The following is a 22,671-nucleotide window of genomic DNA, read 5'->3' on the forward strand; positions in this document are numbered from 1 at the left end:
GGCATGCTCTACGACATCAGGCTCAATCTGCGTTACGATTACGATGCGGCGGCGGGCGGCGGCCGTCATCAGGTGCGCGTGCTGCCGCCGACGATATCGGGCGTGCAGCGCGTGATCGCCGCTTCGCTGTCGTTCGCGCCGGCGCCGAGCGAACGCTCCGACTTTTCCGATTTCTTCGGCAACAATGTCACGTCGATCGCCTTTCGCGATGCCCATGATGCGCTCGACATCAGGATGAGCGCGCGCGTCGCGGTCTCGCGGCCGGAACCCGGGCTTGACGTGTCGCCCGACATTCGCCGGCTAAGGGAGGAACTCGAAGCGGTGCGGTCGCTGTCGCCTGATACACCGCATCACTTTCTGGCCGCCAGCGACCATGCCGGCGTCGACGCTGATATCACGGGATATGCGCGGAGCAGTGCCGGCAGTTCTGTCGTCGGTACCGCCATGAACCTGTGCAACCGCATTCATCGCGATTTCACCTATGATGGCGAGGCGACCACGGTGCAGACCCGGGCGAGCGATGCCTTCGACCTGAGGCGGGGCGTGTGCCAGGACTTTTCGCATATCATGATCGCCGGCCTGCGCGGTCTCGGTATTCCCGCCGGCTATGTCAGCGGCTTCCTGCGCACCATTCCGCCGCGCGGAAAGCCGCGACTGGAAGGGGCCGATGCTATGCATGCCTGGGTGAAGGTGTGGTGCGGGCGCGACACCGGATGGCAGGAGTTCGATCCGACCAATGGCATGCGGGCAAGCAACGATCACATTACCGTTGGCTACGGCCGCGACTACTCGGATGTCGCGCCGATCGTCGGCGTCCTGAAGACGACGGGCGGACAGGTCGGCGAGCAAGCAGTCGACGTAATTCCGGTTGTGCTGGAAAAGGCATGACGGGCAAGCGAGGCCGCAATCGATCTTGAACATCGGCAGAAGGCTGCTTCTCAAACCCGCATGCGGTGAGCCCGGCATCTTTGTGGAAGCCATGTTTGTGGAAGCAATGGCGGAACCAGCGGCCGATCCGTTGCTTATCTACGGGAAAATTCCGTGGAGAGGACATGCTGGACAAATCCGGGTCGTCGCCTGGCCGGTCGGCTAGCAGGAAGATTGCACCAGGGGCGCCGACAAATGGGTCGCAAGCCTCTGCCGATCGAACCTCGCTTACCTACCTCACCGATACCGAGCGCGGTATCCGCCGTTTCAGGGCCGGCAGGGGATTCTCATACAAAGGGCCCGACGGGCAGGGTGTCGACGAGGGCACCGTGGCCCGCATCAAGGCGCTCGCCATCCCGCCGGCGTGGACGGATGTGTGGATCTCGCCGGATGCCAACGGTCACATCCAGGCGACGGGCCGGGACCAGCGCGGACGCAAGCAATATCGCTACCATGCGCTGTGGGCGGAGGAGCGCGATGGCGTCAAATATTCGAGCCTGGTTGCCTTTGCAGAGAGCCTGCCTGAGCTGCGACGCCAGATCGACGCCGATCTGCGCCGTCACGGCCTGCCGCTGGAACGCGTCGTCGCCGCTGTGGTCTGGCTGCTCGACAACACGATGATCCGCGTCGGCAATGCCGCCTACGCCCGCGACAATAACAGCTTTGGGCTGACCACGCTGCGCGACCGCCATGTCGACATCGAAGGCTCGAGCCTGCGTTTCGCTTTCAAGGGCAAGTCCGGCAAAGAATGGAAGCTGAAGCTCGTCGATCGCCGGATCGCCAGGATCGTGCGCGGAGCGCAGGATCTGCCGGGCCAAAAACTGTTCCAGTATCTCGACGAGGACGGAAGCAGGCGACCGATCCGCTCCGAGGACGTCAACCGCTATATCAGGGAGATGGCAGGGGCCGATTTCAGCTCCAAGCATTTCCGAACCTGGGGCGGCACCATCCACGCTGCGTCGCTGTTTGCGCAAACCGAACGACCCGAAAGCCAGGCACAACAGAAGCGGGTGATGAACGGCGTCATCGACAAGGTCGCCGAGCGGCTGGGCAACACGCGCGCCATCTGCCGTAAATGTTACATCCACCCACAGGTCTTCGAAGCCTGGTCCGAAGGACGGCTGCTCAGCGAAATGGCGGATGTGAACAAGCGGAAGCGATCGATAGCCGGCCTTGACGACGAAGAAGCCCTCGTTCTGAGATGGCTGAAGGCGCAGCAAAGCTGAACCGAACAGAGCAGCCACAGGCCTTCATCGTGGTATTCGGTAGCAAAAAGCGCGCCTGGACCTGTTCCGTTAGCGGGCATTGAAAAAATCATCCTTCCTGCTATGTTGTCCAAAATCGATTTTTGTTAAACGGGAAGGTGAGGCACCTGATGGCGAAGGCAGCTGTGCGTCGCGGCCTCGCCGTGGGCAAGCGGACGAAAACGCTTCCCAAAGCGGCTGCGAAATGCAGATGCGTCGCCTAGCTAGAATCAATGCCGTCCTGCAGAGGGCGGAAGAATCCGGCCTGCGCGCTGAGAAGAACGGCAGGATTGCGGGACGGGTGAGTGCCGACCTGATCAAGAAGGCTAAGGCTCGAACCGGATTGACGTCTGATACCGAGCTGGTCGAATTTGCGTTGGCAAATGTAGCCTTGGAAGACAATTTCGCCGAGACCTTCAGGAAAACACGGGGAACGGTGGATCCGACGCTGAAGCTCGGATTCTGAATTGGCCGATTTCGACTTCGGTGCGGCCGTCAGATGGTCGCGACTTGACCCCCAGAAAACTTTAAGCCGCCGGCCCGACAGGGAGCTGCCGATCATCGGTAACCTTGTCGAGGCGGGACAGGAATTGCTGCTGGATACCTGTGTTTACCTCGACGGTTTGCAAGGCCGAGCGCCAGAAGCCGTTGCCGACCTCCTCGACATCAGGCAGGTCAATCATTCCACCGTAGCCATCCAGGAACTGATGCACACGGTTGGCGTCCTTAAGCCGAAGCACCCGGGCACCGCCGAAGCGATGAAGCAGATCGGGACCATGATCGAGGATATGCCGCCGCATCGGGTTTTTGCAGCAGATCCCGATGTCCTGGGCCGAGCCGCACTCCTCTCAGGAATGCTGTGTCGCCTGCAAGGCTACAACCATGACTCCAGGTTGCGGGCACTTCAGGATTGCGTGCTGTTCCTGCAGGCCCAGAAATTGGGATGTAGCGTTCTAACAGGCAACATCAGCGACTTCGATTATTTGCTGCAGCTGATCCCGACGGGCCGGGTTTTGATGTATCGGCCGATCCAAATATAGCTGCACATCCGGGCTTCTGGCGATGTCGAAATCTGGTGGTCTTTGCTGCGTAATGCCAGACTTCAGCGCTCCTCACTCTCCAACTGAGGCGATGGTGAGCCTGGAATGCGCCCCAGAAGTCCGGGCGCGTCCGGCGCCTGGCGGTTGCTACCGAATGGCGCTTCACTGTGCTCGCAGGACATGATTTTTTTATCGACGTTGTGTCGGGATCGGTCCTACTGTTTCGTCCTTTGACAGAGAAAAGGACGCACCCATGCTCTACGCTATCCTCTGCTATGCCTCCGAAGACGTCGTCTGCTCGTGGAGCAAGGAACAGGACGATGCCGTCATGGAAAAACTCCTGGGCGTGCAGGAAAAATACGCTCAGGCTGGCCGGCTTGGCCCGGTGGCGCGGCTGCTGCCGACGACCGCTGCGACAACCCTGAGAAAGGTCAAAGGCGAATCGGTCGTCATCGATGGTCCGTTTGCCGAGACCAAGGAACAGTTCCTCGGCTTCTACACGCTCGAATGCGCCGATCTCGACGAGGCCGTCGATTTCGCGCGCGAGCTTTCAGAGGTCAACCCGAGCGGCGGCTCCTACGAAATACGGCCGGTTTCGCTCTTCAGTCCCGCCAAGGTTTCCGCATGACCGACCTTACCTGGATCAGCACAGCGATCAGCACCGCCCGCCCACAGGCGATGGGCGCGCTGTTGCGCTACTTCCGCGATCTCGACGCGGCGGAGGAAGCTTTCCAGGACGCTTGCCTGCGAGCTCTGAAGAACTGGCCGACAAACGGCCCGCCGCGCGATCCGGCAGCCTGGCTGATCTTCGTTGGCCGCAACAGCGGCATCGACGCGGTGCGCAAGCGTGCCAAGCAGGCGCCGCTGCCGGAAGAGCACCAGATCTCCGATCTGGAAGATGCCGAGACCGACATCGCCGAACGGCTGGACGGCGCGCACTACCGCGACGACATATTGCGGCTGCTGTTCATCTGCTGTCATCCCGACCTGCCGGCGACGCAGCAGATCGCCGTGGCGTTGCGCATCGTTTCAGGCCTGAGCGTCAAGCAGATCGCCCGCGCCTTTCTCATCGGTGAAAGCGCGATGGAGCAGCGCATCACCCGTGCCAAGGCGCGCATCGCCGATGCCGGCGTGCCGTTCGAGACGCCCGGCGCGGTCGAGCGCTCCGAGCGGCTCGCCGCGGTCGCCGCCATGGTCTACCTGATCTTCAACGAAGGCTATTCGACCAACAGCGGCGAGGCACCGGCGCGCGCGCCGCTCTGCGAGGAGGCGATCCGGCTGGCCCGGCTGCTGCTCAGGCTGTTCCAGACCGAGCCGGAGATCATGGGCCTGACGGCGCTCTTGCTTCTCCAGCATGCGCGTGCGCCGGCGCGTTTCGACGAGAACGGCGAAATCGTGCTGCTCGAAGACCAGAACCGCAGCCTGTGGAGCCGCAAGATGATCGACGAGGGGCTGGCGCTGGTCGACAAGGCGCTGCGGCACCAGAAGCCCGGTCCCTACCAGGTGCAGGCGGCGATCGCCGCCCTGCATGCGCGCGCGGCAAAGCCCGAGGACACGGACTGGAACGAGATCGAGCTGCTCTACAGCCTGCTCGAGCAGATGCAGCCGTCGCCGGTGGTGACGCTCAATCGCGCCGTCGCGGTCGCCAAGGTGCGCGGGCCGGAAGCCGCACTTGCGATGATCGAGCCGTTGGAACAAAGGCTTTCCGGCTATTTCCATTTCTTCGGCCTCAAGGGTGGCCTGCTGATGCAGCTCGGTCGTGGCGAGGAGGCGCGCATTGCCTTCGATCGCGCCATTGCGCTTGCCAATACGGCCGCCGAGGCGGCCCATATCCGCATGCATATCGACCGGCTGATGAAGGAAGGCGCCGTGCGGGGTGCGCAGACAGCGCGCTGAGACGACTCGCTGGTTCAACGGTCTGCCTTTGGCTTAGACCATGCCGGGGTGGCGATTTTTCCCTGAAACGAGTAATGCCACGCCATGACAGCGCCTGATGTGCCGATCGGCGCAGGGACGCCATGGCACAAGGCTTTGACTTTGGTTTTATGCATGTCGTTGTCCCAAAACCGCTGCGCACTTTTGGGCGGCATTATGAGCGACGGGATCTGAAAGGGAAAGAAAATGACGATTGCGAAGGAATCAGCCGGGCTGCTGGCGAAACTGGGTGTTGCCGAGGCCGCGCTTTCGGGCGGCGATCTCATTGTGCGCAGCCCGGTGACGGGTGAGCAGATCGCCGCGCTGAAGACGATCTCGCCGGCCGGCGCGGCAGAGACCATCGACAGGGCGCATAGAGCCTTCCAGACATGGCGGCTGGTGCCGGCACCGAAGCGCGGCGAATTGGTGCGGCTGCTTGCCGAGGAACTGCGTACCCACAAGGCCGAGCTTGGCCGGCTGGTGTCGATCGAGGTCGGCAAGATCCCGTCCGAAGGGCTCGGCGAAGTGCAGGAGATGATCGACATCTGCGATTTCGCCGTCGGCCTCTCCCGGCAATTGTACGGCCTGACCATCGCCACCGAGCGCTCGGGTCATCGCATGATGGAAACCTGGCACCCGCTGGGCGTCGTCGGCGTGATTTCGGCCTTCAACTTCCCGGTCGCGGTGTGGTCGTGGAACGCCGCGCTGGCGCTGGTCTGCGGCGACGCGGTGGTGTGGAAGCCGTCGGAAAAGACACCGCTGACGGCGCTCGCCTGCGAGGCGATCTTCAAGCGTGCGGCAGAACGTTTCGGCGATGCTCCGGAAGGCTTGATTTCGGTGCTGATCGGCGACCGCGCCGTCGGCGAAATTCTGGTCGATCATCCTGATGTGCCGCTGGTCTCGGCCACCGGCTCGACCCGCATGGGCAGGGATGTCGGTCCGCGGCTGGCGAAACGCTTTGCCCGCGCCGTGCTGGAGCTCGGCGGCAACAATGCCGGCATCGTCTGTCCGACCGCCGATCTCGACATGGCCCTGCGCGCCATTGCCTTCGGCGCCATGGGCACGGCCGGCCAGCGCTGCACGACGCTCAGGCGCCTGTTCGTCCATGAGAGCGTCTACGACCGACTCGTTCCGCGCCTGAAGAAGGCCTATGAAAGCGTCTCTGTCGGCAATCCGCTGGAGACATCAGCGCTGGTCGGACCGTTGATCGACAAGGCAGCCTTCGCCAGCATGCAGAATGCGTTGAAGGAAGCCGCCGCTCAAGGCGGCAAGGTCACCGGCGGCGTGCGGGTCGAGAATGGCCATCCCGACGCCTATTACGTTCGTCCGGCGCTGGTCGAGATGCCCAAGCAGGTATCGCCGGTGACGGAAGAGACCTTCGCGCCGATCCTCTACGTGATGAAATACTCGGACTTCGACGCCGTGCTCGACGAGCACAATGCGGTCGGAGCGGGGCTGTCGTCGTCGATCTTCACCCGCGACCTGCAGGAATCCGAACGCTTCCTCAGCGTCGAGGGGTCCGACTGCGGCATCGCCAACGTCAACATAGGCACATCGGGGGCCGAGATCGGCGGCGCCTTCGGCGGCGAGAAGGAGACCGGCGGCGGCCGCGAGAGCGGTTCGGACGCCTGGAAGGCTTACATGCGGCGCGCCACCAACACGGTGAACTATTCCAAGGCGCTGCCGCTGGCCCAAGGCGTATCCTTCGACATCGACTGAGAACGCTGCTCGTGGCGGCTACGCCATAGCTGCCGCAATTTTACCTCGGCCGTCAGCGAACGTCCTGGAGATCCGGAACAGCCTGCGAAAGCTGCATCGATGATGGCGAGCTACGCTGGCTTTTCCCATGATCTTGCCATGGCGAAATCTGTGGAGCGACGGTGGCGAGATCGCAGGTCATGCGTGCCTGTTCGTCAGCGGCCAGATCGAAGCTGCCGCGGCCCGTTCGGCCTTCCGCACGAAAATCACACACATTGACGTTAATTTAACAGCATTGTATGGTCGATTCCGTTGGTTAGGAATTTCCATCGCTGTGCGGCTGCGCGACGGGCAGCTTTCGCCTTTGTCATGCGCAATGCACCACATCCTATTCGCAACCCGTATCGGCAAGCGCTGCGCTGAGAGGTAGCCATGTCCAGCCTGCTGGGGATCGACAACGGCCTGACGGTGACGAAGGCGGTGATCTTCGATGCCGACGGCTCGCAATTGTCGGTGGCCCGCCGGCGGGTGCCGCAATCGATGCCGCATGCGCGCTGGGTCGAACGTGATATGGCCGGTCTCTGGCAGGCGACCGCCGAAGCGATCCGGGAAGCCATTGCCTCGAGCGGCAGGCCGGCTAGCGACATCAAGGCAGTGGCGGCGACAGCGCATGGCGACGGCCTGTACCTGCTCGACAACGAGCGACGGCCGCTAGGCCCCGGCATATTGTCGCTGGACAGCCGGTCAGGCGAAATCGTCGACAGATGGTCGCAAGGTTCGGTCTTCGCCGAAGCGCTCGCCCTGACTGGCCAGGTGCCGCACGCTTCCGCACCGTCGTCGCTGCTGGTTTGGTTGCGCGAGCACGACCCGGAACGCTTCAGCCGGATAGCGCACATATTCGCCTGCAAGGACTGGCTGCGTTTCTGCCTGACCGGCACCATCGGCACTGACCTCACAGAGGCGAGCACCTCGTTCACCAATATGCGCACACAAGGCTATGGGCCGGAGGCGATGCGCATCTTCGGCCTTGAGGCATTGTTCGAAGCTTTGTCGCCGGTGGCGCATTCGGCCGATATCGTCGGCTACGTCACCGCCGGTGCAGCGGCACTGAGCGGGCTTGCGAAAGGCACGCCGGTCGCTTGCGGCTTGCATGATGTCACGGCTTCGGCGCTTGGCATCGGCGGCCACGAGGAGGGCGTGGTCAGCATCGTCGCCGGCACCTACTCGATCAACGAAATCGTCTCCACCGAGCCGCGCGTCGACCCGCGCTGGTTCTGCCGCAACGCCATCGACCTGGGGCGCTGGAACAATATGTCGATCTCGCCGGCCTCGACGGCGAATTACGACTGGTTCCTCGATACGCTCTGCCGCCCGGAACAGGATGAAGCAAAAAGGTCCGGCGGCTCGATCCACGAGATGCTGGCGGCAGAGATCGACGTGGCCCTTGGCAAGCCCTCGACGATCTTGTTCCATCCCTATCTGTTCGGCTCGCCTTACGGCAATGCAGCCAGTGCCAGCTTTCTCGGCCTGCATGGCTGGCATGACCGCGGCGACATGCTGAAGGCGGTGCTGGAAGGCATCGTCTTCAACCATCGCACTCACGTCGAAGCGCTTCGCGACGGCTTTGCCGTTCGTCAGGTGCGGCTCACCGGCGGCGGTTCGCGCAATCCGGCTTTCGCACAGATGTTTGCCGACGTACTCAACGTGCCGGTCATCGTGACGTCGACCGAAGAGGCGGCGGCCTTTGGCGCGGCGCTTTGTGCCGGCGCCGCCGTCGGCCTGTTTACCACGCCGCAACAGGGTGCGCGCGCCGTCAGCAAGACGAGCCACGAATACCTGCCCGACGCGGCGCGCAATGCGGTTTTCGAGGAGCGGTTTGCTCTCTATTGCCGCATTGCCGAATCGCTCAAGCCGCAATGGCCGGAGATCGAAAGGCTGGCGGGGCAAAGCACTGAGGGGGCTGCATGATCAAAGCCGACGAACGGCGCGAGGAAATCGCCGACTATGTGATCAAGCTCGGCCAGGTGCGCATCGACGACCTGGTCGAGCATTTCGGCGTGTCGCGGATGACCATCCACCGCCATATCGACCAGCTGGCGCACCAGGGCGTGCTGCGCAAGCTGCACGGCGCGGTGACGGTGCAGCCTTCCGGCCTTTATGAAAGCGCTTTCCGCTATCGGGTGACGGTCGGCAGGGCCGAGAAGGATGCGCTGGCGCATGCGGCGCTGGATTATATCGAGGCCGGCCAGGCCGTCATGCTGGACGATTCGACGACGGCGAACGCGATCGCGCCACTGCTGCCCGACATCAAGCCACTGACCGTCATCACCAACAGCGTCGCGACTGCAGCACTGCTGACCAATGTCGACGACATCGACTTCATCTGTCTGGGCGGGCAGTACCACCGCACCTACAACGCCTATATCGGCATCGTCTGCGAGAACGCCGTGGCGCAATTGCGCGCCAATCTTCTGATTTGCTCGGCTTCGGCGATCTCAGGCACCACGGCTTTCATCCAGGACCAGCATGTGGTCCGGGTCAAGCAAGCGATGGTCGCTGCCTCGACCAGGCGCATTCTTGTCGTCGACCATTCCAAGTTCGACAAGGTCGCCCTGCATGTCTTCGACGATCTGACCCGTTTCGACGCCGTGCTGACAACCGACGGCGTAAGCGATGCGCAGGCGCAAAAACTCGAACAGGCCGGTGTGAAGCTGCGCATCGTCAAGATGGCTCAGCGATGAGCCCTTCCGACGACGCCGGCGCATCCGACCCCGGCTCAGCCGACCCCAACGGGCGCCTCGCCCTTATCAACAAGACGGGCGACGTCGACGTCGTCATTCTTGGCGCCGGCATCAATGGGGCTGGCCTGTTCCGCGACCTGTGCGCGCAAGGCGTCAGTTGCCTGATCGTCGACAAGGGCGATTTTGGCTCAGGCACAAGTGCTGCGCCGTCTCGGCTCATCCATGGCGGCCTGAAATATCTCGAAACGGGCGAGTTCGGCCTGGTGGCGCAGTCGACGCTGGAGCGCAACTTGCTGTTGAAGAACGCGCCGCACTATGTCAGCCCGCTACCGACAGTCATCCCGATCTTCTCCTGGAGCAAGGGCATATGGGCGGCGATGCGCACGCTGCTGGGCTCGACCAGCGCGCCGCGCAGCCGCGGCGCCGTCCTCATCAAGATCGGCCTGACGATCTATGATTTCTATGGGTCGCGGCATCGTGTCATGCCGCGTCACCGACTTGTCGGGCGACGGCGGGCGCTGAGCGACATGCCGGCGCTGACCAGGTCGATCGTCGCCACCGGCACCTATTACGACGCCAGGATCAGTCATCCCGAAAGGCTGGTGCTCGAACTGATCACTGACGGGCTGGCAGCAAATGCCCTCGCCGCGGCCGCCAACTACACGACGCTGGTTTCGTCGTCCAATGGCGTGCTGACTGTTCAGTCAAAAGACGGGGGCCAGTCAAAAGACGGGAGTCTGCCCCAGAATGGCGCCGTATTTGCAGTACGGCCGAAACTGGTCGTCAATGCCGCCGGTCCATGGATCGACGATGTCAACGCCTCGCTCGGCGCGCGGTCGAAAATGATCGGCGGCACCAAGGGCTCGCACATCCTTCTGAAGCACGACGAACTGGTACGAAGCCTGGCCGGCCGCATGCTCTACTTCGAAGCCGACGACGGCCGCATCTGCCTTGTCTATGACTATCTCGGTCTGGCGCTTGTCGGCTCGACCGACATTCAGGCCGACAACCCGGATACCGTACGCTGCGAGCCGCAGGAGATCGATTATCTGCTCGAGAGCGTGCGTGCGCTGATGCCGGGCATGAGCTTTGGACGCGACCAGATCGTCTATGCCTATAGCGGCATCAGGCCGTTGCCTGCATCCGACGCCTCGGTCCCCGGTTTGATCAGCCGGGATCATTCGGCACCGGTCGTCGAGCCGGAAGGTTCGCGTCCGTTTCCGATTATCTCGCTGGTCGGCGGCAAGTGGACGACGTTCCGCGGCTTTGCCGAGGAGGTTGCCGACACGATACTCGACCGGCTGGGATGCCGCCGCAAGGTCACCACGCGGTCGATGCCGATCGGCGGCGGCAAGGGTTTTCCAACCGAGCCTGCGGCGCGAGCCGCCTGGCTGGCCGATGCCAGATCGGCCTCGGGCGTCGACGAACGCCGTCTCGACCAGCTTCTGTCGCGCTACGGAACCAAGGCGTTGCCGATCGCCCGCCACCAAAGCCGATGCGACAATGAAGATCGCCTGCCGGGGGCGAGCGACTACAGTGCATCCGAGATCGATTACATCGTTCGTAACGAATTCGTCGAGCATCTGGCCGATATCGTCATGCGGCGCACGACTCTGGCCATTGCCGGTTCCCTGACCATGAGCGATTTGAAGCAGATTGCCGCCATTGCCGGCCGGGTGCTTGACTGGGGACCGGAGCGGATGTCCGACGAACTCGATGCCGCTGTCGCGCAGCTCAGCGACAGGAATCTGATGCGATTGTGATGGCGCCCTGATTTGGGACGGGCACGGCGTCGGGATGTGCCGTTCGAAAATACCACATGAAAACAGTCTCTAGGCATTTCCGGGTTCCGTCCCGTCTCTCGTCTCACGTGAGATTAGGCGAAATATCACATCTATTGACGTGAAATTAACACTACCGTATGGTCAGTTGACTGACGAATGAGCAACGCGATCGGTGACAACTTCGTGCAGTCACCGACCACCGGCTGTTGGTTCGCTTCCGCAATCAACAAGGAGCCTCTCGATGGCGTCGCTGACGCAGATCCCTCCGACGCCGATTGACAAGCGACATAAACGCGTGAAAAATTTTTCAACTTAAGATAATAATATCATCTCGGAGGAGATGGAATGCAATCCAGCAGCGCTGCCAATCACGGACTGATCGGTGCCACGTCACGGGTCGTCGCGCCATGAACTCGCAGCCTGCCACTCCGATCAATCGGCGCGTGGCACCGGGGGTCCGTCGCATCATCGCCGCGGCTGCGGTCCTGATCTTGCTCGGCGCGATGGTTCTCGACACCAAGGTTGTCATAATTGGTTCGGCGGAAGACGCGCGTAAGGCCGCGTTCTCCCCGGAGGAATACGGCAAGTCCGAGTTTCCGAAGGTTCAATCCGCCGTGGAGCAGCGTGCGGTGAACGCTGCTACCCTTGCATCGGCCATCGCCAAGGACAAGGCGGCAGCGGAGAAGGAATACGGCGTGCCGGCCAATGTCGGTACGGAATTCTCGGTCAAATTCACCGGCGTGGTCGGCGAGGGAAAGTCCGGCATCTACGCCGTCAAGGTCGACGAGGTTCCCAGCAGCTTGGTCATTCGGGTGCAGACCGGGCCGGCAATCAACGGAACCGACCTGCGCGATGCCACGGGAACGATCACCTTCGGGCAATTCACCAACCAGATCGAGTATCAGAACGCAGGATCGGCCTTGAACAACGAGATGAAGAAACAGGTGTTGTCGGCCCTCGACAATTCCAATCTCACCGGGAAGACGATCTCGGTGGTTGGCGTGTTCAAGTTGATCAATCCCAAGGGCTGGCTCGTCACACCGGTCAAGCTGAGCGTTCAATGAATGCGGCACCTCAATTCGAGCCTGCGGCCGGCGACACCGTGCTCGCGGCGCGCAACATCGTAAAATCCTATGGCGGAACGCATGCCCTCAAGGGGGTCGATTTCGACATCCGCCGTGGCGAGGTCACCACGCTGTTCGGAGAGAATGGCGCCGGCAAGTCGACACTGATGAAGATCCTTTCCGGTGTCGAGACGCCGACGTCCGGAAGCATCGAGCTCGATGGCCGTCCTGTCGTCTTCTCCTCGACCGTCGACGCGCGGGATCGAGGCATTTCGATAATCCATCAGGAGTTGAGTCTCGCGCCCAATCTGAGCGTGCGCGACAATATTTTCATGGGCCGTGAGTTGCGGGGCGCGACCGGCCTCGACTTCGCAGAAGAGGCTCGTCAGACGCGGATGCTGATGGCCGATCTCGAGGAAGACATCGATCCGATGACCCTGGTGCAGGATCTGCGCCTCGGCCAGCAGCAGATCGTCGAAATCGCCCGCGCGCTCTCCGTCGATTCACGCATCCTGATCATGGACGAGCCTACCTCCGCATTGAGCGCGACCGAGGTAGAAGTGCTGTTCAAGGTAATCCGGGACCTGACCGCCCGCGGCGTCTCGATCGTGTACATTTCTCATCACCTCGAGGAGGCGCTGCAGATCACCGACCATGCCGTGGTGCTGCGCGACGGAACGATCACGGCGACGGCCAATGCGAAGAACATCGATCTCGAATGGATCGTCCGCAACATGGTGGGCGAGAACTTCGACCTGGGATCGCCCCCCACCGGTTACGCATTCGGCGATGTTGCCCTGTCGATCGACGATGTGAGCATCGCCGATGTTTCGGGTTCGGACCGCCTGGTCGTCGACCGGCTGTCGCTCGATGTGCGCGCCGGCGAGATCGTCTGCATTTACGGGTTGATGGGCGCCGGGCGCACGGAATTGCTGGAGTGCGTCGCCGGACGACTGCCGATGACGGGCGGACGGGTCTTGCTGGAAGGCAAAGATATCTCCGGCCTCAGCATCGCCGAGCGCATATCAAGGGGGCTTGTGCTGGTGCCCGAGGACCGCCAACGCGACGGGCTGGTCCAGACGATGTCGGTAGGGGCAAATCTGTCGCTCGCCAGCATCGGCGCCTTCGTCAAAGGGATGATGCTGTCGCGGTCGCGGGAGCGGTCGCTGATCGACGGAACCATTCGCGACGTGCGCGTCAAGACGGCGGGCGCAGGCGCGCCCATCGGATCGCTGTCCGGCGGCAATCAGCAGAAAGTCGTCATCGGCAAGATGCTGACGACCAATCCCAAGGTCATGCTGCTGGACGAGCCCAGTCGCGGGATCGACGTCGGCGCCAAGGCGGAGGTGTTTCGGCTGCTCGGCGAGCGCGCCGCGCAGGGGCTCGCGGTCGTGTTCTCGACCTCGGAAGTTGCCGAGTGCCTTGGTATCGCGCACCGGATCATCGTCATGCGCCGCGGCAGGATTTCGGCTCAGTTCGGCGCCGACGTCACGAAAGAGCAGATCATGGCCGCCTCGGGCGAGGCCGTGCTTGTCTGATCATGCAGAATACAGGAGCCAGACCGTGACCAGCGCCAGTCAGAATCGTAGCCGTCCCGGCTCGACAACATCAAGCGATGGCTTCAGCGTGGCCAAGCTGTTGCTGGAGGGCCGGGCGTTCCTCGCGCTGATGGTGATCATCCTCGTCTTCTCGATGCTGTCGCCCTATTACTTCTCGCTGGGCAATTTCCTCACCATGGCGTCGCATGTCGCCATCTTCGGCATCCTTGCGGTCGGCATGCTGCTGGTCATCCTCAATGGCGGCATCGACCTGTCGGTGGGGTCGACGCTTGGGCTGTCGGGGGTCATCGCCGGGTTCCTGATGCAGGGCGTGCAGTTGCAAACGCTCGGCATCGTGCTGTTTCCCCCGGTCTGGGTGGTCGTGGTGCTGGTGTGCGTGCTCGGCGCACTGGTCGGCCTGGTCAACGGCGTGCTCATCGCCTGGTTGAAGGTGCCGGCGTTCGTTGCCACGCTGGGCATGCTCTATGTGGTGCGCGGCGCCGCACTGCTGATGACAAACGGCCTGACCTATAACGATCTCGGCGGCAAGCCGGAGCTGGGCAATACCGGCTTCGACTGGCTGGGCTTCAACCGCCTGTTCGGCATTCCCATCGGTGTGCTGGTCATGGTCGTCATAACGATCATTGGAAGCATCATCCTCAACCGCACTGCCTTCGGCCGGTGGCTTTATGCTTCCGGCGGCAACGAGCGCGCCGCGGAGCTGTCAGGCGTGCCGGTGAAAAAAGTGCAGGTGTCGGTGTATATGCTGTCCGGCATCTGCGCCTCGGTGGCCGGTCTCATCCTGTCCTCGGAACTGACCTCGGCAGGACCGACCGCCGGCAATTCATACGAACTGACCGCCATTGCGGCCGTCGTCATCGGCGGCGCCGCACTCACCGGGGGTCGAGGCAATATCCGCGGCACGCTGGTCGGGGCCTTCGTCATCGGCTTTCTCTCCGATGGCCTCGTGATCATCGGCGTGTCCGCCTACTGGCAAACGGTGTTCACCGGCGCGGTCATCGTGTTGGCGGTGCTGCTCAACGCCATTCAGTATCGCCGTCGCGTCAAGCTCCCGGGCTCGACCGGCGGCCCTTCGACTTCTCCGCAACAAGCCGGCAAGGCCCGAACGGCCGATCCCGCTCACGAGAAGATTGCCGGTTGACCGGTACCATCGCTAACCAAGGAGGAAATTTCATGTATGGCAAGGCAAGAATTCTAATGCTCGCGGCCTTTGCGCTGGCCGCTCCGGTCCTCGCAGGGTCGGTGACCGCAGCGTCGGCCGAAGGCCTCATCTCGATCATCGTCATCGATCCCGCCAACCCGTACTGGCTCACCGAAGGCAACGTGGCCAAGGCCGAGGCCGAAAAGCTCGGCTACACCGCGACTGTCGGCGCATCGAAAGCCGACACGAACACGGAAAGCAGACTGATCGACACTGCGATCACCAACAAATCCGTGGCGATCATCCTCGATCCTGCCGATGCCAGCGGATCCATCGGCGCCGTGAAGAAGGCGATTGCCGCAAACATTCCGGTCTTCCTCGTCAATGCCGAGATCAACCAGGAGGGTCTGGCCAAGGCGCAGCTCGTTTCCAACAACGCACAGGGCGCAGCCCTTGGGGCACAGCAATGGGTGACTGATATCGGCGAGAAGGGCAACTATGTCGAACTTCTGGGCGCCCCGTCCGACAATAACGCCGCCACCCGGTCGAACGGGTACGAGACCGTGATCAGCCAGTATCCGGACCTCAAGAAGGTCGGCTCGGAAGTCGCCAACTGGGACCGCACCCAGGGTCACGACAAGATGCAGAGCCTGCTGCAGGCCCATCCCGACATTATCGGCGTGACGAGCGGCAATGACGAGATGGCGCTCGGCGCGATCGCGGCGCTGAAAGAAGCCGGAAAGCTGTCGAGCATCAAGGTCGGCGGCTTCGACGGCTCCCCGGATGCCGTCGCTGCGATCAAGGCTGGTGACTTGCAGTACACCGTTCTCCAGCCAGTGGCCGTCTACTCGGCTAAGGCGGTACAGCAGGCCGACTCCTTCATAAGGACCGGCAAGACCGGAGCGCCGACCGAGAAGCAGCTGTTTGACTGCCTTCTCATCACCAAGGACAATGTCGATAAATACACGGCACCCTTCACCCTCTCGGAGTAAAAAACCGGGCGAGGAGTGTTCCTTCGGGACACTCCTCGCCTGATCCGAGACGGCGACATCTTTGATCGGGCCGACGCACCGCTCACATAAGTGACGCTAAAACTGAAACACGGCCCATGACGGAAAGACGGCCCGTGACGATTGAATCCGCCCGGGTGGCTCTATGGAGCGGCTGATGTGGCCCACCCCATGTCGTTGAAACGTCATCCGTGCCGTCCCATATGTGCATTGCGTCGGATGTTTTCCTCCCATTGCGTCCGGCGCGTTCCCCTCTGGAGGTTTTGAACCTTCATGCCTGGCCGGACTTTAACAGTCCGGCCTTTTTTCTTTTTGGCCCTGTGAAGCTGCGCTGCTGCGAGCGAGCTGTAAAACCGCCGTAGGTCGGAGCATCCACGGCCGGGCAGGCCGCGGTGCTGGCCGCGGGACGGGCGCCCAACCGGCATAACCAGCCCAATGACCGAGAAATGGCCATTTTCGTCACACTCGACAGCGGCCTGGCAGTAGGGGTGCGGCAACGGAAGCTGCCATTTTATCGGGAAATCCACTAGTCTCGCTTGGTTTGCGAGACGGCGAGAGATGCCCGGCCTGAAACAGATGCCCGATATGAGACAGATGAGATTGCTCGGCATCGTCGCCGCGACGGTGATCGGCCTGTATGTCTGCTATCTCCTGGCGTTGCCTTTTTTGCCTGCATTGACCTGGGCGCTGGTGTTGGCAATCGTCCTGTATCCGGCTCATCGACGGGTCGAGGAGAGGCTCAAGAACCAGAACCTGGCTGCACTGATATCGGTGAGCGTCGCGGCGATAGCGGTCGGCCTGCCGCTCATCTTCGTGGCACAGCAGCTTGTTGGCGAGGCGGTAAACGGCGCCACCTATATGGAGGAGGTCATCCGGGGCTGGAACACAGATGCCTTCGTGTCGGGCTATCCCAGGCTTTCGGCGGTTGCCCAGTGGATCGAGAACCAAATCGATCCGGCCGGCACGGTCGCCGCATTTGTACAATGGCTGACGGCACAAAGCACATCGCTGTTGCGCGGCTCGATCAATCAGGCCGTGATGTTCGTGCTGACATTCTATCTGCTGTTCTATTTTCTGCGGGACCGTGAATCCGCCCTGCGCGGGATCGAGCGTCTCTCGCCCCTGCGTACCGCGGAGACGGCATATATGCTGTCCCGCCTTGCCGAGACGGTACATGCGATCCTGATTGGCACCGTGCTTGTCGCCGCTGTGCAGGGGACGCTGGGCGGCCTGATGTTCTGGTGGCTCGGCCTGCCCACTCCGGTCTTCTGGGGCCTGGCAATGGGACTTCTTGCCATCGTGCCGGTGCTCGGCGCATTCCTGATCTGGGTGCCGGCAGCGATCTATCTCGCGCTGGAGGGGGCTTGGGCGAGCGCGGCGATCCTGACCGTCTGGGGCGGCGGCGTCGTCGCCGGCATCGACAATCTGCTCTATCCGATGCTTGTCGGGAGCCGGCTGCGGCTCCACACAGTGGTCGCCTTTATCGGCGCGGTCGGGGGCATCGTCCTCTTCGGAGCATCCGGGCTTGTCCTCGGCCCTGCGGTGATCGCGGTCACCGTCAGCCTCGTCGACATCCTCAAAAAACGACTGAAGGACCAACCCGGGGCGGAACTGACGCCAAAGCGCGACACAAAGCCATCACGTCAGTCGAGAGCCGCGCCCAGTGAGTAAGCACCGCCGCGCGCGACCAGTTCATCATGCGGACCTTGTTCGACGATGCCCGTATCGGCGACCACCACGATGCGCATGAGCAATTGTCCCAGCATCAGCCCGTCCCGCCCTGCGATTACGACCAGCACGCCGACCCGGCTCTGGCTGGACTGGTTCGGCCGTGCGCTCGACAGGGCGGCAGCAGCGCGTCGAAGCTGGTCGATGCAGTTCCGATCAGTCCGATCCTGCTGGTGACGACGGCGAGCCCGACAGGATGGATGCGCCGCGGCGGGCTCATTTTTCGCCGTCCAGATAGGCGTTGCTGTAATAGGCCGCGAAATCGGGTCGTTCGCCGACCGGGTTTCCATCGCCGTCGCGCAGGGCGCCGGCCTTGAACAGGTAGTTGCCGATAGCCTCCATCTTTGCGGGATCGATCGTGCCGATCGCGCCGGCGGGGCTTTGCAGATAGTGGCCGTCGACCAGCGCCTTCAGCGATGCCTCGATCAATGGACGGTCAGTCAGCACGTCGTTGTTTGCTGCGATCAGGATATCAGCCGCTTCTTGCGGATGTTCGACAGCGAAGGCATAGCCGCGCCTGGTCGCGGCGATGAAAGCGGTTGCCGTGTCCTTGTTCTTCTCGAGATAGGCTCGGCTCGAGCCAATGAAATTGGTGTGCTGGTCGGGCACGCCGAAATCCGCGTAGCGGAAGGCGCGCTGGGCCTTGCCGTCAAGTTCCGCCTTGATCCCCTCCCAAGTATAGACTTCGAGCGTAAAATCGACGGCGCCATTGGCCAGGGCCTCATAGGCGGAGGTGCCCAGCGTCACTGTTTCGAATTTGCCCTCGCCACCGTCATGGCGGATGATGGTGCCGATCAGCGCATTCTCCCAGGCGCTGCCAAAACCGCCATAGGTCAGGCCGTCCAGATCCCTGGGGGACTGTATATCGGCGCGGTCGGCGTTGAACACCAGCCTGCCGGTTTCTGTCTGCATGATGGCGTAGGTGGCGACAAGGTCGGCGCCGGCCGTGCGTTGGGTAAACAATCCTATGGATCCCAGTATACCGAAATCGGCCACGTAGTTGGCGGTCAGCGTACCGGCCGCAGTGTCGGTGTAGGGCAGGATCTGCACGTCGAGCCCGGCCTCGGCGTAGAAGCCTTTCGCCTGGGCGACATAGAGCCCAACATGATTTGTGTTCGGCGTCCAGTCTAGCGCGACGGTGACAGTCTGCTGAGCGGAGACGGACGTGACGGGTCCGAGCCCGGCGATTACTGCGGCAGCGATGAAGAGGCGTCTGGAGAGCATGGTCATGTCCTTTGGGCGAACTGTGGATCGAGAAGTGTATCAAGGATGTCGGCTTCGATGGCGCTGGCTTCCGGCGAGGCAAGAGCCTTGCGCGCGCGCGGAAGAGGTATGGCGATTTCGCGCAGCACTCGGGCAGGGCGGGCGCTCAGCACATAGATCCGGTCGGACAGGAAGACCGCCTCGCGGACGTCGTGGGTGATCAGCAGGACGGTCCAGCGGTGTCGGTCCCACATCGTCTGAAGCCAGCGCTGCATGCCGGTGCGCGTGAGGGCGTCGAGTGCGCCGAACGGTTCGTCGAGCAACAGCATGGCGCGGTGCTGCACGACGGTACGCAACAGCGCGGCGCGCTGGCGCATTCCGCCCGAGAGCTGCGCCGGATACTTTTGCTCGAACCCCGCCAGGCCGAATTCGCCGAAGAGCGGCGCCACCTTGTCGCGCGCCGCCTTGCGGGACATGCCCTGCACTTCCAGACCGAGCGCGGTGTTGTCGATAACCGTGCGCCAGGGCATCAGGGCATCGCGCTGCGGCATGAAGGCAAACGGTCGGCGCGTGTCGGCCAGTGGCCGCCCATCGAAGTCGACATCGCCGCCGTGGCCTTCGAGACCGCCGGTCAGCAAGCTGAAGATCGTGGACTTGCCGGCTCCGGAGGGGCCGAGGATTGAAACGAATTCGCCCGTCTCGATGTGCAGGGTGATGTCGGCAAGCACGTCGATGTCGCCAAAACGCTTGCTGACTTGGCGCAGCTCCAGCCGCCTGCTCATGATTTTCGCGCGCCATCGAGCCGCTCCCATGGCATGACGACGCGCTGAATCAGCACCGTAGCGGCAAACAGGGCTAGCGTGAGCAAGGCGCTGACCAGCACGGCTGCCAGCACGAGATCGGGCCGGAAATTGTTCTTGGCGTTGAGCATGTAGATGCCGAGCCCTTTGGCCGCACCGGCATATTCCGCGAAGATGGCGCCCACCACCGCATAGGTGATCGAGATGCGCAGTCCGGCGAAGAAATAGGGCAGCGAGAAGGGCAGGCGGGCCAGCAGGAAAATGCGCAGGCGGGAAGCGCCCATCGAACTCAGAAGCGCCGAGATGTCCCGATCCGTCGAGTCGTAACCCTGCACCAGCGCGACCAGCATGGGAAAGAAAGTCACGAGGGCGACCAGCATGATCTTCGGCGTCAGCCCGAAGCCGAACCAGAGGACGATCAGCGGGGCGATCGCCACCAGCGGCAGGGTCTGGCTGATGATGAACAGCGGGAACAGGGCGCTGCGTAGCGGTTTGAGGAAGTCGATCAGCACCGAAAGGATGAAGGCAACGGCCAGCGAGCAGGCGAAACCCGCCAATGTGGCGCTGATAGTCGGCACGGTGTTGTCGAACAGCGCCTGGCGCTGCTGGATGGCCTGGGCGAGAACGCGTGACGGCGCGGGCAGCGTGGTGGGCGAGATGCCTGAGAGGCGCGCATAAAGCTCCCAGGCCAAGACCAGCGTGCCAACCGATAGCAAGGCCGGTCCGACCTTGGCGAACAGGACTGCGATTCGCGGCGCGGCGGAGGATGGTTGGGACATGCGAGACCTGTCTGGCGCGAAAGATCAGCGCGGCGCCGGGCCGTTGGCCGAAACCGTGAGGTCGATCGTGACATGGCCTTCGAGCGGGCCGACCGGTAGCGTCGAAATAACGTCTGTCCCTGTGCGCAACCGAGCGCGGCAAGGGTCGAGCGCATCGAGCGCGGAGACGCCGACTAAATCGCCGGTCATCAGATAAAGAGGAATCTGTGCGTCAGAAAACATTGCCCGCCTCGCTCCGCTGGTATTATCCAGATCAGCTCTAGGGTTTACGGGCTTGCAGCCCATCTCTCAGCCCCGGCGATACGGAGCACCCCTGTGGATGGCGGCAATTAAACAGAAATGGCGTGGAGCTGCAAGTCTGCGTCCGGCCCGTGAAACCTCAGGGGAGGTGGTCGCAGTGCTATTCGATCGCAGCGGGTGCGGAGAAAGGCGTCGATCGGGTGGACAGTTTACCCTTCGTCGTCCCATTATCGATGCTAGGCGTTTGGTGAGTTGTGGAAGCATGAAGATTGCATGCGTTGTCGGCAGCGGGTTCCTCTTTCGTCGAGTACGACCGCGCTTTGTTGGAGAGCCAAATGCAAGAATTCCTTCTTTTTGTGATCGTAGGGTTTTTAGCTCAGGCTGTGGACGGCGCTCTCGGCATGGCCTACGGCGTGGTTTGCTCGACAACACTACTGGGGTTTGGCGTGTCTCCTGCCCACGCTTCGGCTTCAGTTCACGCGGCTGAGTTGTTTACCACTGCCGCCTCAGGTTCGGCTCACCTTTATCACCGCAATATCGACTGGAAACTTTTCTGGCGGCTGATGCCATTTGGCGTGCTCGGCGGCGTTCTCGGCGCTTTTGTGCTCACCTCGTTTGAGGGGGCCGTCATGAAGCCGTATGTAACCACATACCTTGCGCTTGTCGGCGCTTGGCTCCTGTTCCGTTCCTTCCGGCGGGTCCCAAGCAATCCGGTCCCTGCAGGTGCGGTACCTCCGCTTGGACTTGGTGGTGGATTTCTCGATGCGGCAGGGGGTGGCGGATGGGGACCCATCGTGACGACGGGCCTTCTCGGTTTTGGTGGGACGCCCCGCTACGTTATTGGTACGGTAAATGCGAGCGAGTTCCTTATCACGCTCTCGGTGTCTCTGACCTTCTTGTTTGCATTACTAACGGGCCATTGGGCGGAGGCAGGAGAGCTAACGGAAAATCTACTCTCTGTCGCCGGCTTGATCCTTGGCGGCGTAGTCGCAGCGCCGATGGCCGGTTGGGTAGTGAAGTCAATCGCAGAAAAGACGCTTCTCAGGCTCGTTGGTACTCTCATCATACTGCTTGCAGGCTGGCAAACCGCGCAACTCTTCAAATTGGTGTAAACTGAAGACACATCGAACATGTTGTCGGCATCGTTCCCTGCGGCCCCGGAGACAAAAAACTCAATTTTCAAATGGAACGAAGAGGCTCCGTTGTTGTTTGATGCCGTGGACAACCGGAGGCCGAGTCGATGAAAAAATTGGTTGTAGCAACAGGGTTGGCGCTGGCGGTCGCGATGCCTGCAGCGGCTCAGGACGCCGCGACCGCGAAAGCCGAATTCGTCAACAGGGCTGGCGAGAAGAATGGAACGGCCACGCTGACCGAGACGGCGCAGGGTGTGCTGATAGAGTTGGAGGTGACGGGACTGCCGGCGGGCGAATGGGTTGCGTTCCATGTTCATGAGACCGGAAAGTGCGACCATCAGACCGGCCATGACTCGGCCGGTGGACACTTCAATCCGACGAATGCCGAACATGGATATCTCACTGGGAAAGGCCCGCACGCGGGCGATATGCCAAATCAGCGGGTCGGCGCCGACGGCGTATTGCGTGCCCAGGCCTTCAACAGCATGGTCAAGCTGGATGGCGGAGAAACGGCGATACGAGGCAAGGCATTGATGATCCACGGCGGAGAGGACGACTACAAAAGCCAGCCGGCCGGTGATGCCGGAAATCGTCAGGCCTGCGCCGTGATCGAGTGAGAAACCCCAAGAAGCAGCCGACATATGATCTGACCGGCGCTTCAGCTTG

22 protein-coding genes and 1 riboswitch are annotated in these 22,671 nt (G+C 62.2%); of the genes, 17 read left to right on the top strand and 5 right to left on the bottom strand.

Annotated elements, in window-relative coordinates; all coding sequences use genetic code 11:
• Positions 1-3 precede the first annotated feature (3 nt).
• The 15 genes from NMG70_RS17865 to NMG70_RS17935 all read left to right on the top strand — a co-directional run bounded on the left by NMG70_RS17865 (position 4) and on the right by NMG70_RS17935 (position 17,793).
• Positions 4-888, top strand: a complete 885-nt coding sequence (locus NMG70_RS17865) for a transglutaminase family protein (protein WP_254025771.1) — start codon at positions 4-6, stop codon at positions 886-888.
• Between the two features lie 164 nt (positions 889-1,052).
• The gene (locus tag NMG70_RS17870; RefSeq protein WP_254025772.1) at positions 1,053-2,153 is read left to right on the top strand and encodes a DNA topoisomerase IB; all 1,101 of its coding nucleotides are present in this window, start codon (positions 1,053-1,055) and stop codon (positions 2,151-2,153) included.
• A 79-nt stretch (positions 2,154-2,232) separates the two neighbouring features.
• Positions 2,233-2,637 carry a hypothetical protein gene (locus NMG70_RS17875; RefSeq protein WP_254025773.1) on the top strand — a complete coding sequence of 135 codons (405 nt, stop codon included), beginning with the start codon at positions 2,233-2,235 and terminating at the stop codon, positions 2,635-2,637.
• A gap of 1 nt (position 2,638) precedes the next feature.
• A complete protein-coding gene (locus tag NMG70_RS17880) occupies positions 2,639-3,211 on the top strand; it encodes a type II toxin-antitoxin system VapC family toxin (protein WP_254025774.1) in 573 nt (190 codons plus the stop codon).
• Positions 3,212-3,464: 253 nt separating this feature from the next.
• Positions 3,465-3,839, top strand: coding sequence for a YciI family protein (locus tag NMG70_RS17885; protein WP_254025775.1), 375 nt, complete (start codon positions 3,465-3,467; stop codon positions 3,837-3,839).
• Positions 3,836-5,107, top strand: coding sequence for an RNA polymerase sigma factor (locus NMG70_RS17890; RefSeq protein WP_254025776.1), 1,272 nt, complete (start codon positions 3,836-3,838; stop codon positions 5,105-5,107). The genes NMG70_RS17885 and NMG70_RS17890 overlap by 4 nt, the downstream gene beginning before the upstream one ends.
• A gap of 225 nt (positions 5,108-5,332) precedes the next feature.
• Positions 5,333-6,844 (top strand): L-piperidine-6-carboxylate dehydrogenase, encoded by a 1,512-nt coding sequence (gene amaB, locus NMG70_RS17895; RefSeq protein WP_254025777.1) that lies wholly within the window; start codon positions 5,333-5,335, stop codon positions 6,842-6,844.
• Between the two features lie 411 nt (positions 6,845-7,255).
• A complete protein-coding gene (locus NMG70_RS17900; protein WP_254025778.1) occupies positions 7,256-8,791 on the top strand; it encodes an FGGY-family carbohydrate kinase in 1,536 nt (511 codons plus the stop codon).
• Positions 8,788-9,564: a DeoR/GlpR family DNA-binding transcription regulator gene (locus NMG70_RS17905; protein WP_254025779.1), complete on the top strand. Its 777-nt coding sequence runs from the start codon at positions 8,788-8,790 to the stop codon at positions 9,562-9,564. Before NMG70_RS17900 ends, NMG70_RS17905 begins: the two co-directional genes overlap by 4 nt.
• A complete protein-coding gene (locus NMG70_RS17910; protein WP_254025780.1) occupies positions 9,561-11,327 on the top strand; it encodes a glycerol-3-phosphate dehydrogenase/oxidase in 1,767 nt (588 codons plus the stop codon). The genes NMG70_RS17905 and NMG70_RS17910 overlap by 4 nt, the downstream gene beginning before the upstream one ends.
• Positions 11,328-11,755: 428 nt before the next feature.
• Complete coding sequence (locus tag NMG70_RS17915) at positions 11,756-12,412, top strand: DUF2291 family protein (protein ID WP_254025781.1); 657 nt, start codon at positions 11,756-11,758, stop codon at positions 12,410-12,412.
• Positions 12,409-13,950, top strand: a complete 1,542-nt coding sequence (locus tag NMG70_RS17920; RefSeq protein ID WP_254025782.1) for a sugar ABC transporter ATP-binding protein — start codon at positions 12,409-12,411, stop codon at positions 13,948-13,950. Before NMG70_RS17915 ends, NMG70_RS17920 begins: the two co-directional genes overlap by 4 nt.
• Positions 13,951-14,038: 88 nt before the next feature.
• On the top strand, positions 14,039-15,112 hold the full coding sequence (locus NMG70_RS17925; RefSeq protein WP_495663986.1) for an ABC transporter permease: 1,074 nt from the start codon (positions 14,039-14,041) through the stop codon (positions 15,110-15,112).
• Positions 15,113-15,144: 32 nt separating this feature from the next.
• Positions 15,145-16,104, top strand: coding sequence for a D-ribose ABC transporter substrate-binding protein (locus NMG70_RS17930; protein ID WP_254022032.1), 960 nt, complete (start codon positions 15,145-15,147; stop codon positions 16,102-16,104).
• A 612-nt stretch (positions 16,105-16,716) separates the two neighbouring features.
• The gene (locus NMG70_RS17935) at positions 16,717-17,793 is read left to right on the top strand and encodes an AI-2E family transporter (RefSeq protein ID WP_254025799.1); all 1,077 of its coding nucleotides are present in this window, start codon (positions 16,717-16,719) and stop codon (positions 17,791-17,793) included.
• Here NMG70_RS17935 and NMG70_RS17940 read toward each other — a convergent pair.
• The 5 genes from NMG70_RS17940 to NMG70_RS17960 form a co-directional block, all read right to left on the bottom strand.
• Complete coding sequence (locus tag NMG70_RS17940) at positions 17,766-17,921, bottom strand: hypothetical protein (protein ID WP_254025783.1); 156 nt, start codon at positions 17,919-17,921, stop codon at positions 17,766-17,768. The two genes, NMG70_RS17935 and NMG70_RS17940, sit on opposite strands and share 28 nt — an antisense overlap.
• Positions 17,922-18,066: 145 nt before the next feature.
• Positions 18,067-19,080, bottom strand: coding sequence for an ABC transporter substrate-binding protein (locus NMG70_RS17945; protein WP_254025784.1), 1,014 nt, complete (start codon positions 19,078-19,080; stop codon positions 18,067-18,069).
• Positions 19,077-19,838: an ABC transporter ATP-binding protein gene (locus NMG70_RS17950; protein ID WP_436798417.1), complete on the bottom strand. Its 762-nt coding sequence runs from the start codon at positions 19,836-19,838 to the stop codon at positions 19,077-19,079. The genes NMG70_RS17945 and NMG70_RS17950 overlap by 4 nt, the downstream gene beginning before the upstream one ends.
• Positions 19,832-20,632, bottom strand: coding sequence for an ABC transporter permease (locus tag NMG70_RS17955; RefSeq protein WP_254025786.1), 801 nt, complete (start codon positions 20,630-20,632; stop codon positions 19,832-19,834). The genes NMG70_RS17950 and NMG70_RS17955 overlap by 7 nt, the downstream gene beginning before the upstream one ends.
• Positions 20,633-20,656: 24 nt before the next feature.
• Positions 20,657-20,854 (bottom strand): hypothetical protein, encoded by a 198-nt coding sequence (locus tag NMG70_RS17960; RefSeq protein ID WP_436798414.1) that lies wholly within the window; start codon positions 20,852-20,854, stop codon positions 20,657-20,659.
• Positions 20,845-20,957: riboswitch (TPP riboswitch) on the bottom strand. It overlaps the preceding gene by 10 nt.
• 250 nt (positions 20,958-21,207) lie before the next feature.
• Between NMG70_RS17960 and NMG70_RS17965 the strand changes: the two genes are divergently transcribed.
• Together NMG70_RS17965 and NMG70_RS17970 are read left to right on the top strand one after the other, a co-directional pair.
• On the top strand, positions 21,208-21,984 hold the full coding sequence (locus NMG70_RS17965) for a sulfite exporter TauE/SafE family protein (protein WP_254025787.1): 777 nt from the start codon (positions 21,208-21,210) through the stop codon (positions 21,982-21,984).
• Positions 21,985-22,112: 128 nt separating this feature from the next.
• Entirely contained in the window at positions 22,113-22,622 is a 510-nt protein-coding gene (locus NMG70_RS17970) for a superoxide dismutase family protein (RefSeq protein ID WP_254025788.1), read from the top strand.
• The last annotated feature ends 49 nt before the right edge of the window (positions 22,623-22,671 follow it).

The sequence above is a fragment of the Mesorhizobium ventifaucium genome (assembly GCF_935822925.1).
Lineage (GTDB): Bacteria > Pseudomonadota > Alphaproteobacteria > Rhizobiales > Rhizobiaceae > Mesorhizobium > Mesorhizobium ventifaucium.

What these genes read in the sequence shown, in the direction of transcription:
- NMG70_RS17865 (WP_254025771.1), top strand. Translation starts at nt 4, where the DNA reads ATGCTCTACGACATCAGGCTCAATCTGCGTTACGATTACGATGCGGCG.
- NMG70_RS17870 (WP_254025772.1), top strand. Translation starts at nt 1,053, where the DNA reads ATGCTGGACAAATCCGGGTCGTCGCCTGGCCGGTCGGCTAGCAGGAAG.
- NMG70_RS17885 (WP_254025775.1), top strand. Translation starts at nt 3,465, where the DNA reads ATGCTCTACGCTATCCTCTGCTATGCCTCCGAAGACGTCGTCTGCTCG.
- NMG70_RS17890 (WP_254025776.1), top strand. Translation starts at nt 3,836, where the DNA reads ATGACCGACCTTACCTGGATCAGCACAGCGATCAGCACCGCCCGCCCA.
- amaB (WP_254025777.1), top strand. Translation starts at nt 5,333, where the DNA reads ATGACGATTGCGAAGGAATCAGCCGGGCTGCTGGCGAAACTGGGTGTT.
- NMG70_RS17900 (WP_254025778.1), top strand. Translation starts at nt 7,256, where the DNA reads ATGTCCAGCCTGCTGGGGATCGACAACGGCCTGACGGTGACGAAGGCG.
- NMG70_RS17905 (WP_254025779.1), top strand. Translation starts at nt 8,788, where the DNA reads ATGATCAAAGCCGACGAACGGCGCGAGGAAATCGCCGACTATGTGATC.
- NMG70_RS17910 (WP_254025780.1), top strand. Translation starts at nt 9,561, where the DNA reads ATGAGCCCTTCCGACGACGCCGGCGCATCCGACCCCGGCTCAGCCGAC.
- NMG70_RS17915 (WP_254025781.1), top strand. Translation starts at nt 11,756, where the DNA reads ATGAACTCGCAGCCTGCCACTCCGATCAATCGGCGCGTGGCACCGGGG.
- NMG70_RS17920 (WP_254025782.1), top strand. Translation starts at nt 12,409, where the DNA reads ATGAATGCGGCACCTCAATTCGAGCCTGCGGCCGGCGACACCGTGCTC.
- NMG70_RS17930 (WP_254022032.1), top strand. Translation starts at nt 15,145, where the DNA reads ATGTATGGCAAGGCAAGAATTCTAATGCTCGCGGCCTTTGCGCTGGCC.
- NMG70_RS17935 (WP_254025799.1), top strand. Translation starts at nt 16,717, where the DNA reads ATGAGATTGCTCGGCATCGTCGCCGCGACGGTGATCGGCCTGTATGTC.
- NMG70_RS17945 (WP_254025784.1), bottom strand. Translation starts at nt 19,080, where the DNA reads ATGACCATGCTCTCCAGACGCCTCTTCATCGCTGCCGCAGTAATCGCC.
- NMG70_RS17955 (WP_254025786.1), bottom strand. Translation starts at nt 20,632, where the DNA reads ATGTCCCAACCATCCTCCGCCGCGCCGCGAATCGCAGTCCTGTTCGCC.
- NMG70_RS17960 (WP_436798414.1), bottom strand. Translation starts at nt 20,854, where the DNA reads ATGTTTTCTGACGCACAGATTCCTCTTTATCTGATGACCGGCGATTTA.
- NMG70_RS17965 (WP_254025787.1), top strand. Translation starts at nt 21,208, where the DNA reads ATGCAAGAATTCCTTCTTTTTGTGATCGTAGGGTTTTTAGCTCAGGCT.
- NMG70_RS17970 (WP_254025788.1), top strand. Translation starts at nt 22,113, where the DNA reads ATGAAAAAATTGGTTGTAGCAACAGGGTTGGCGCTGGCGGTCGCGATG.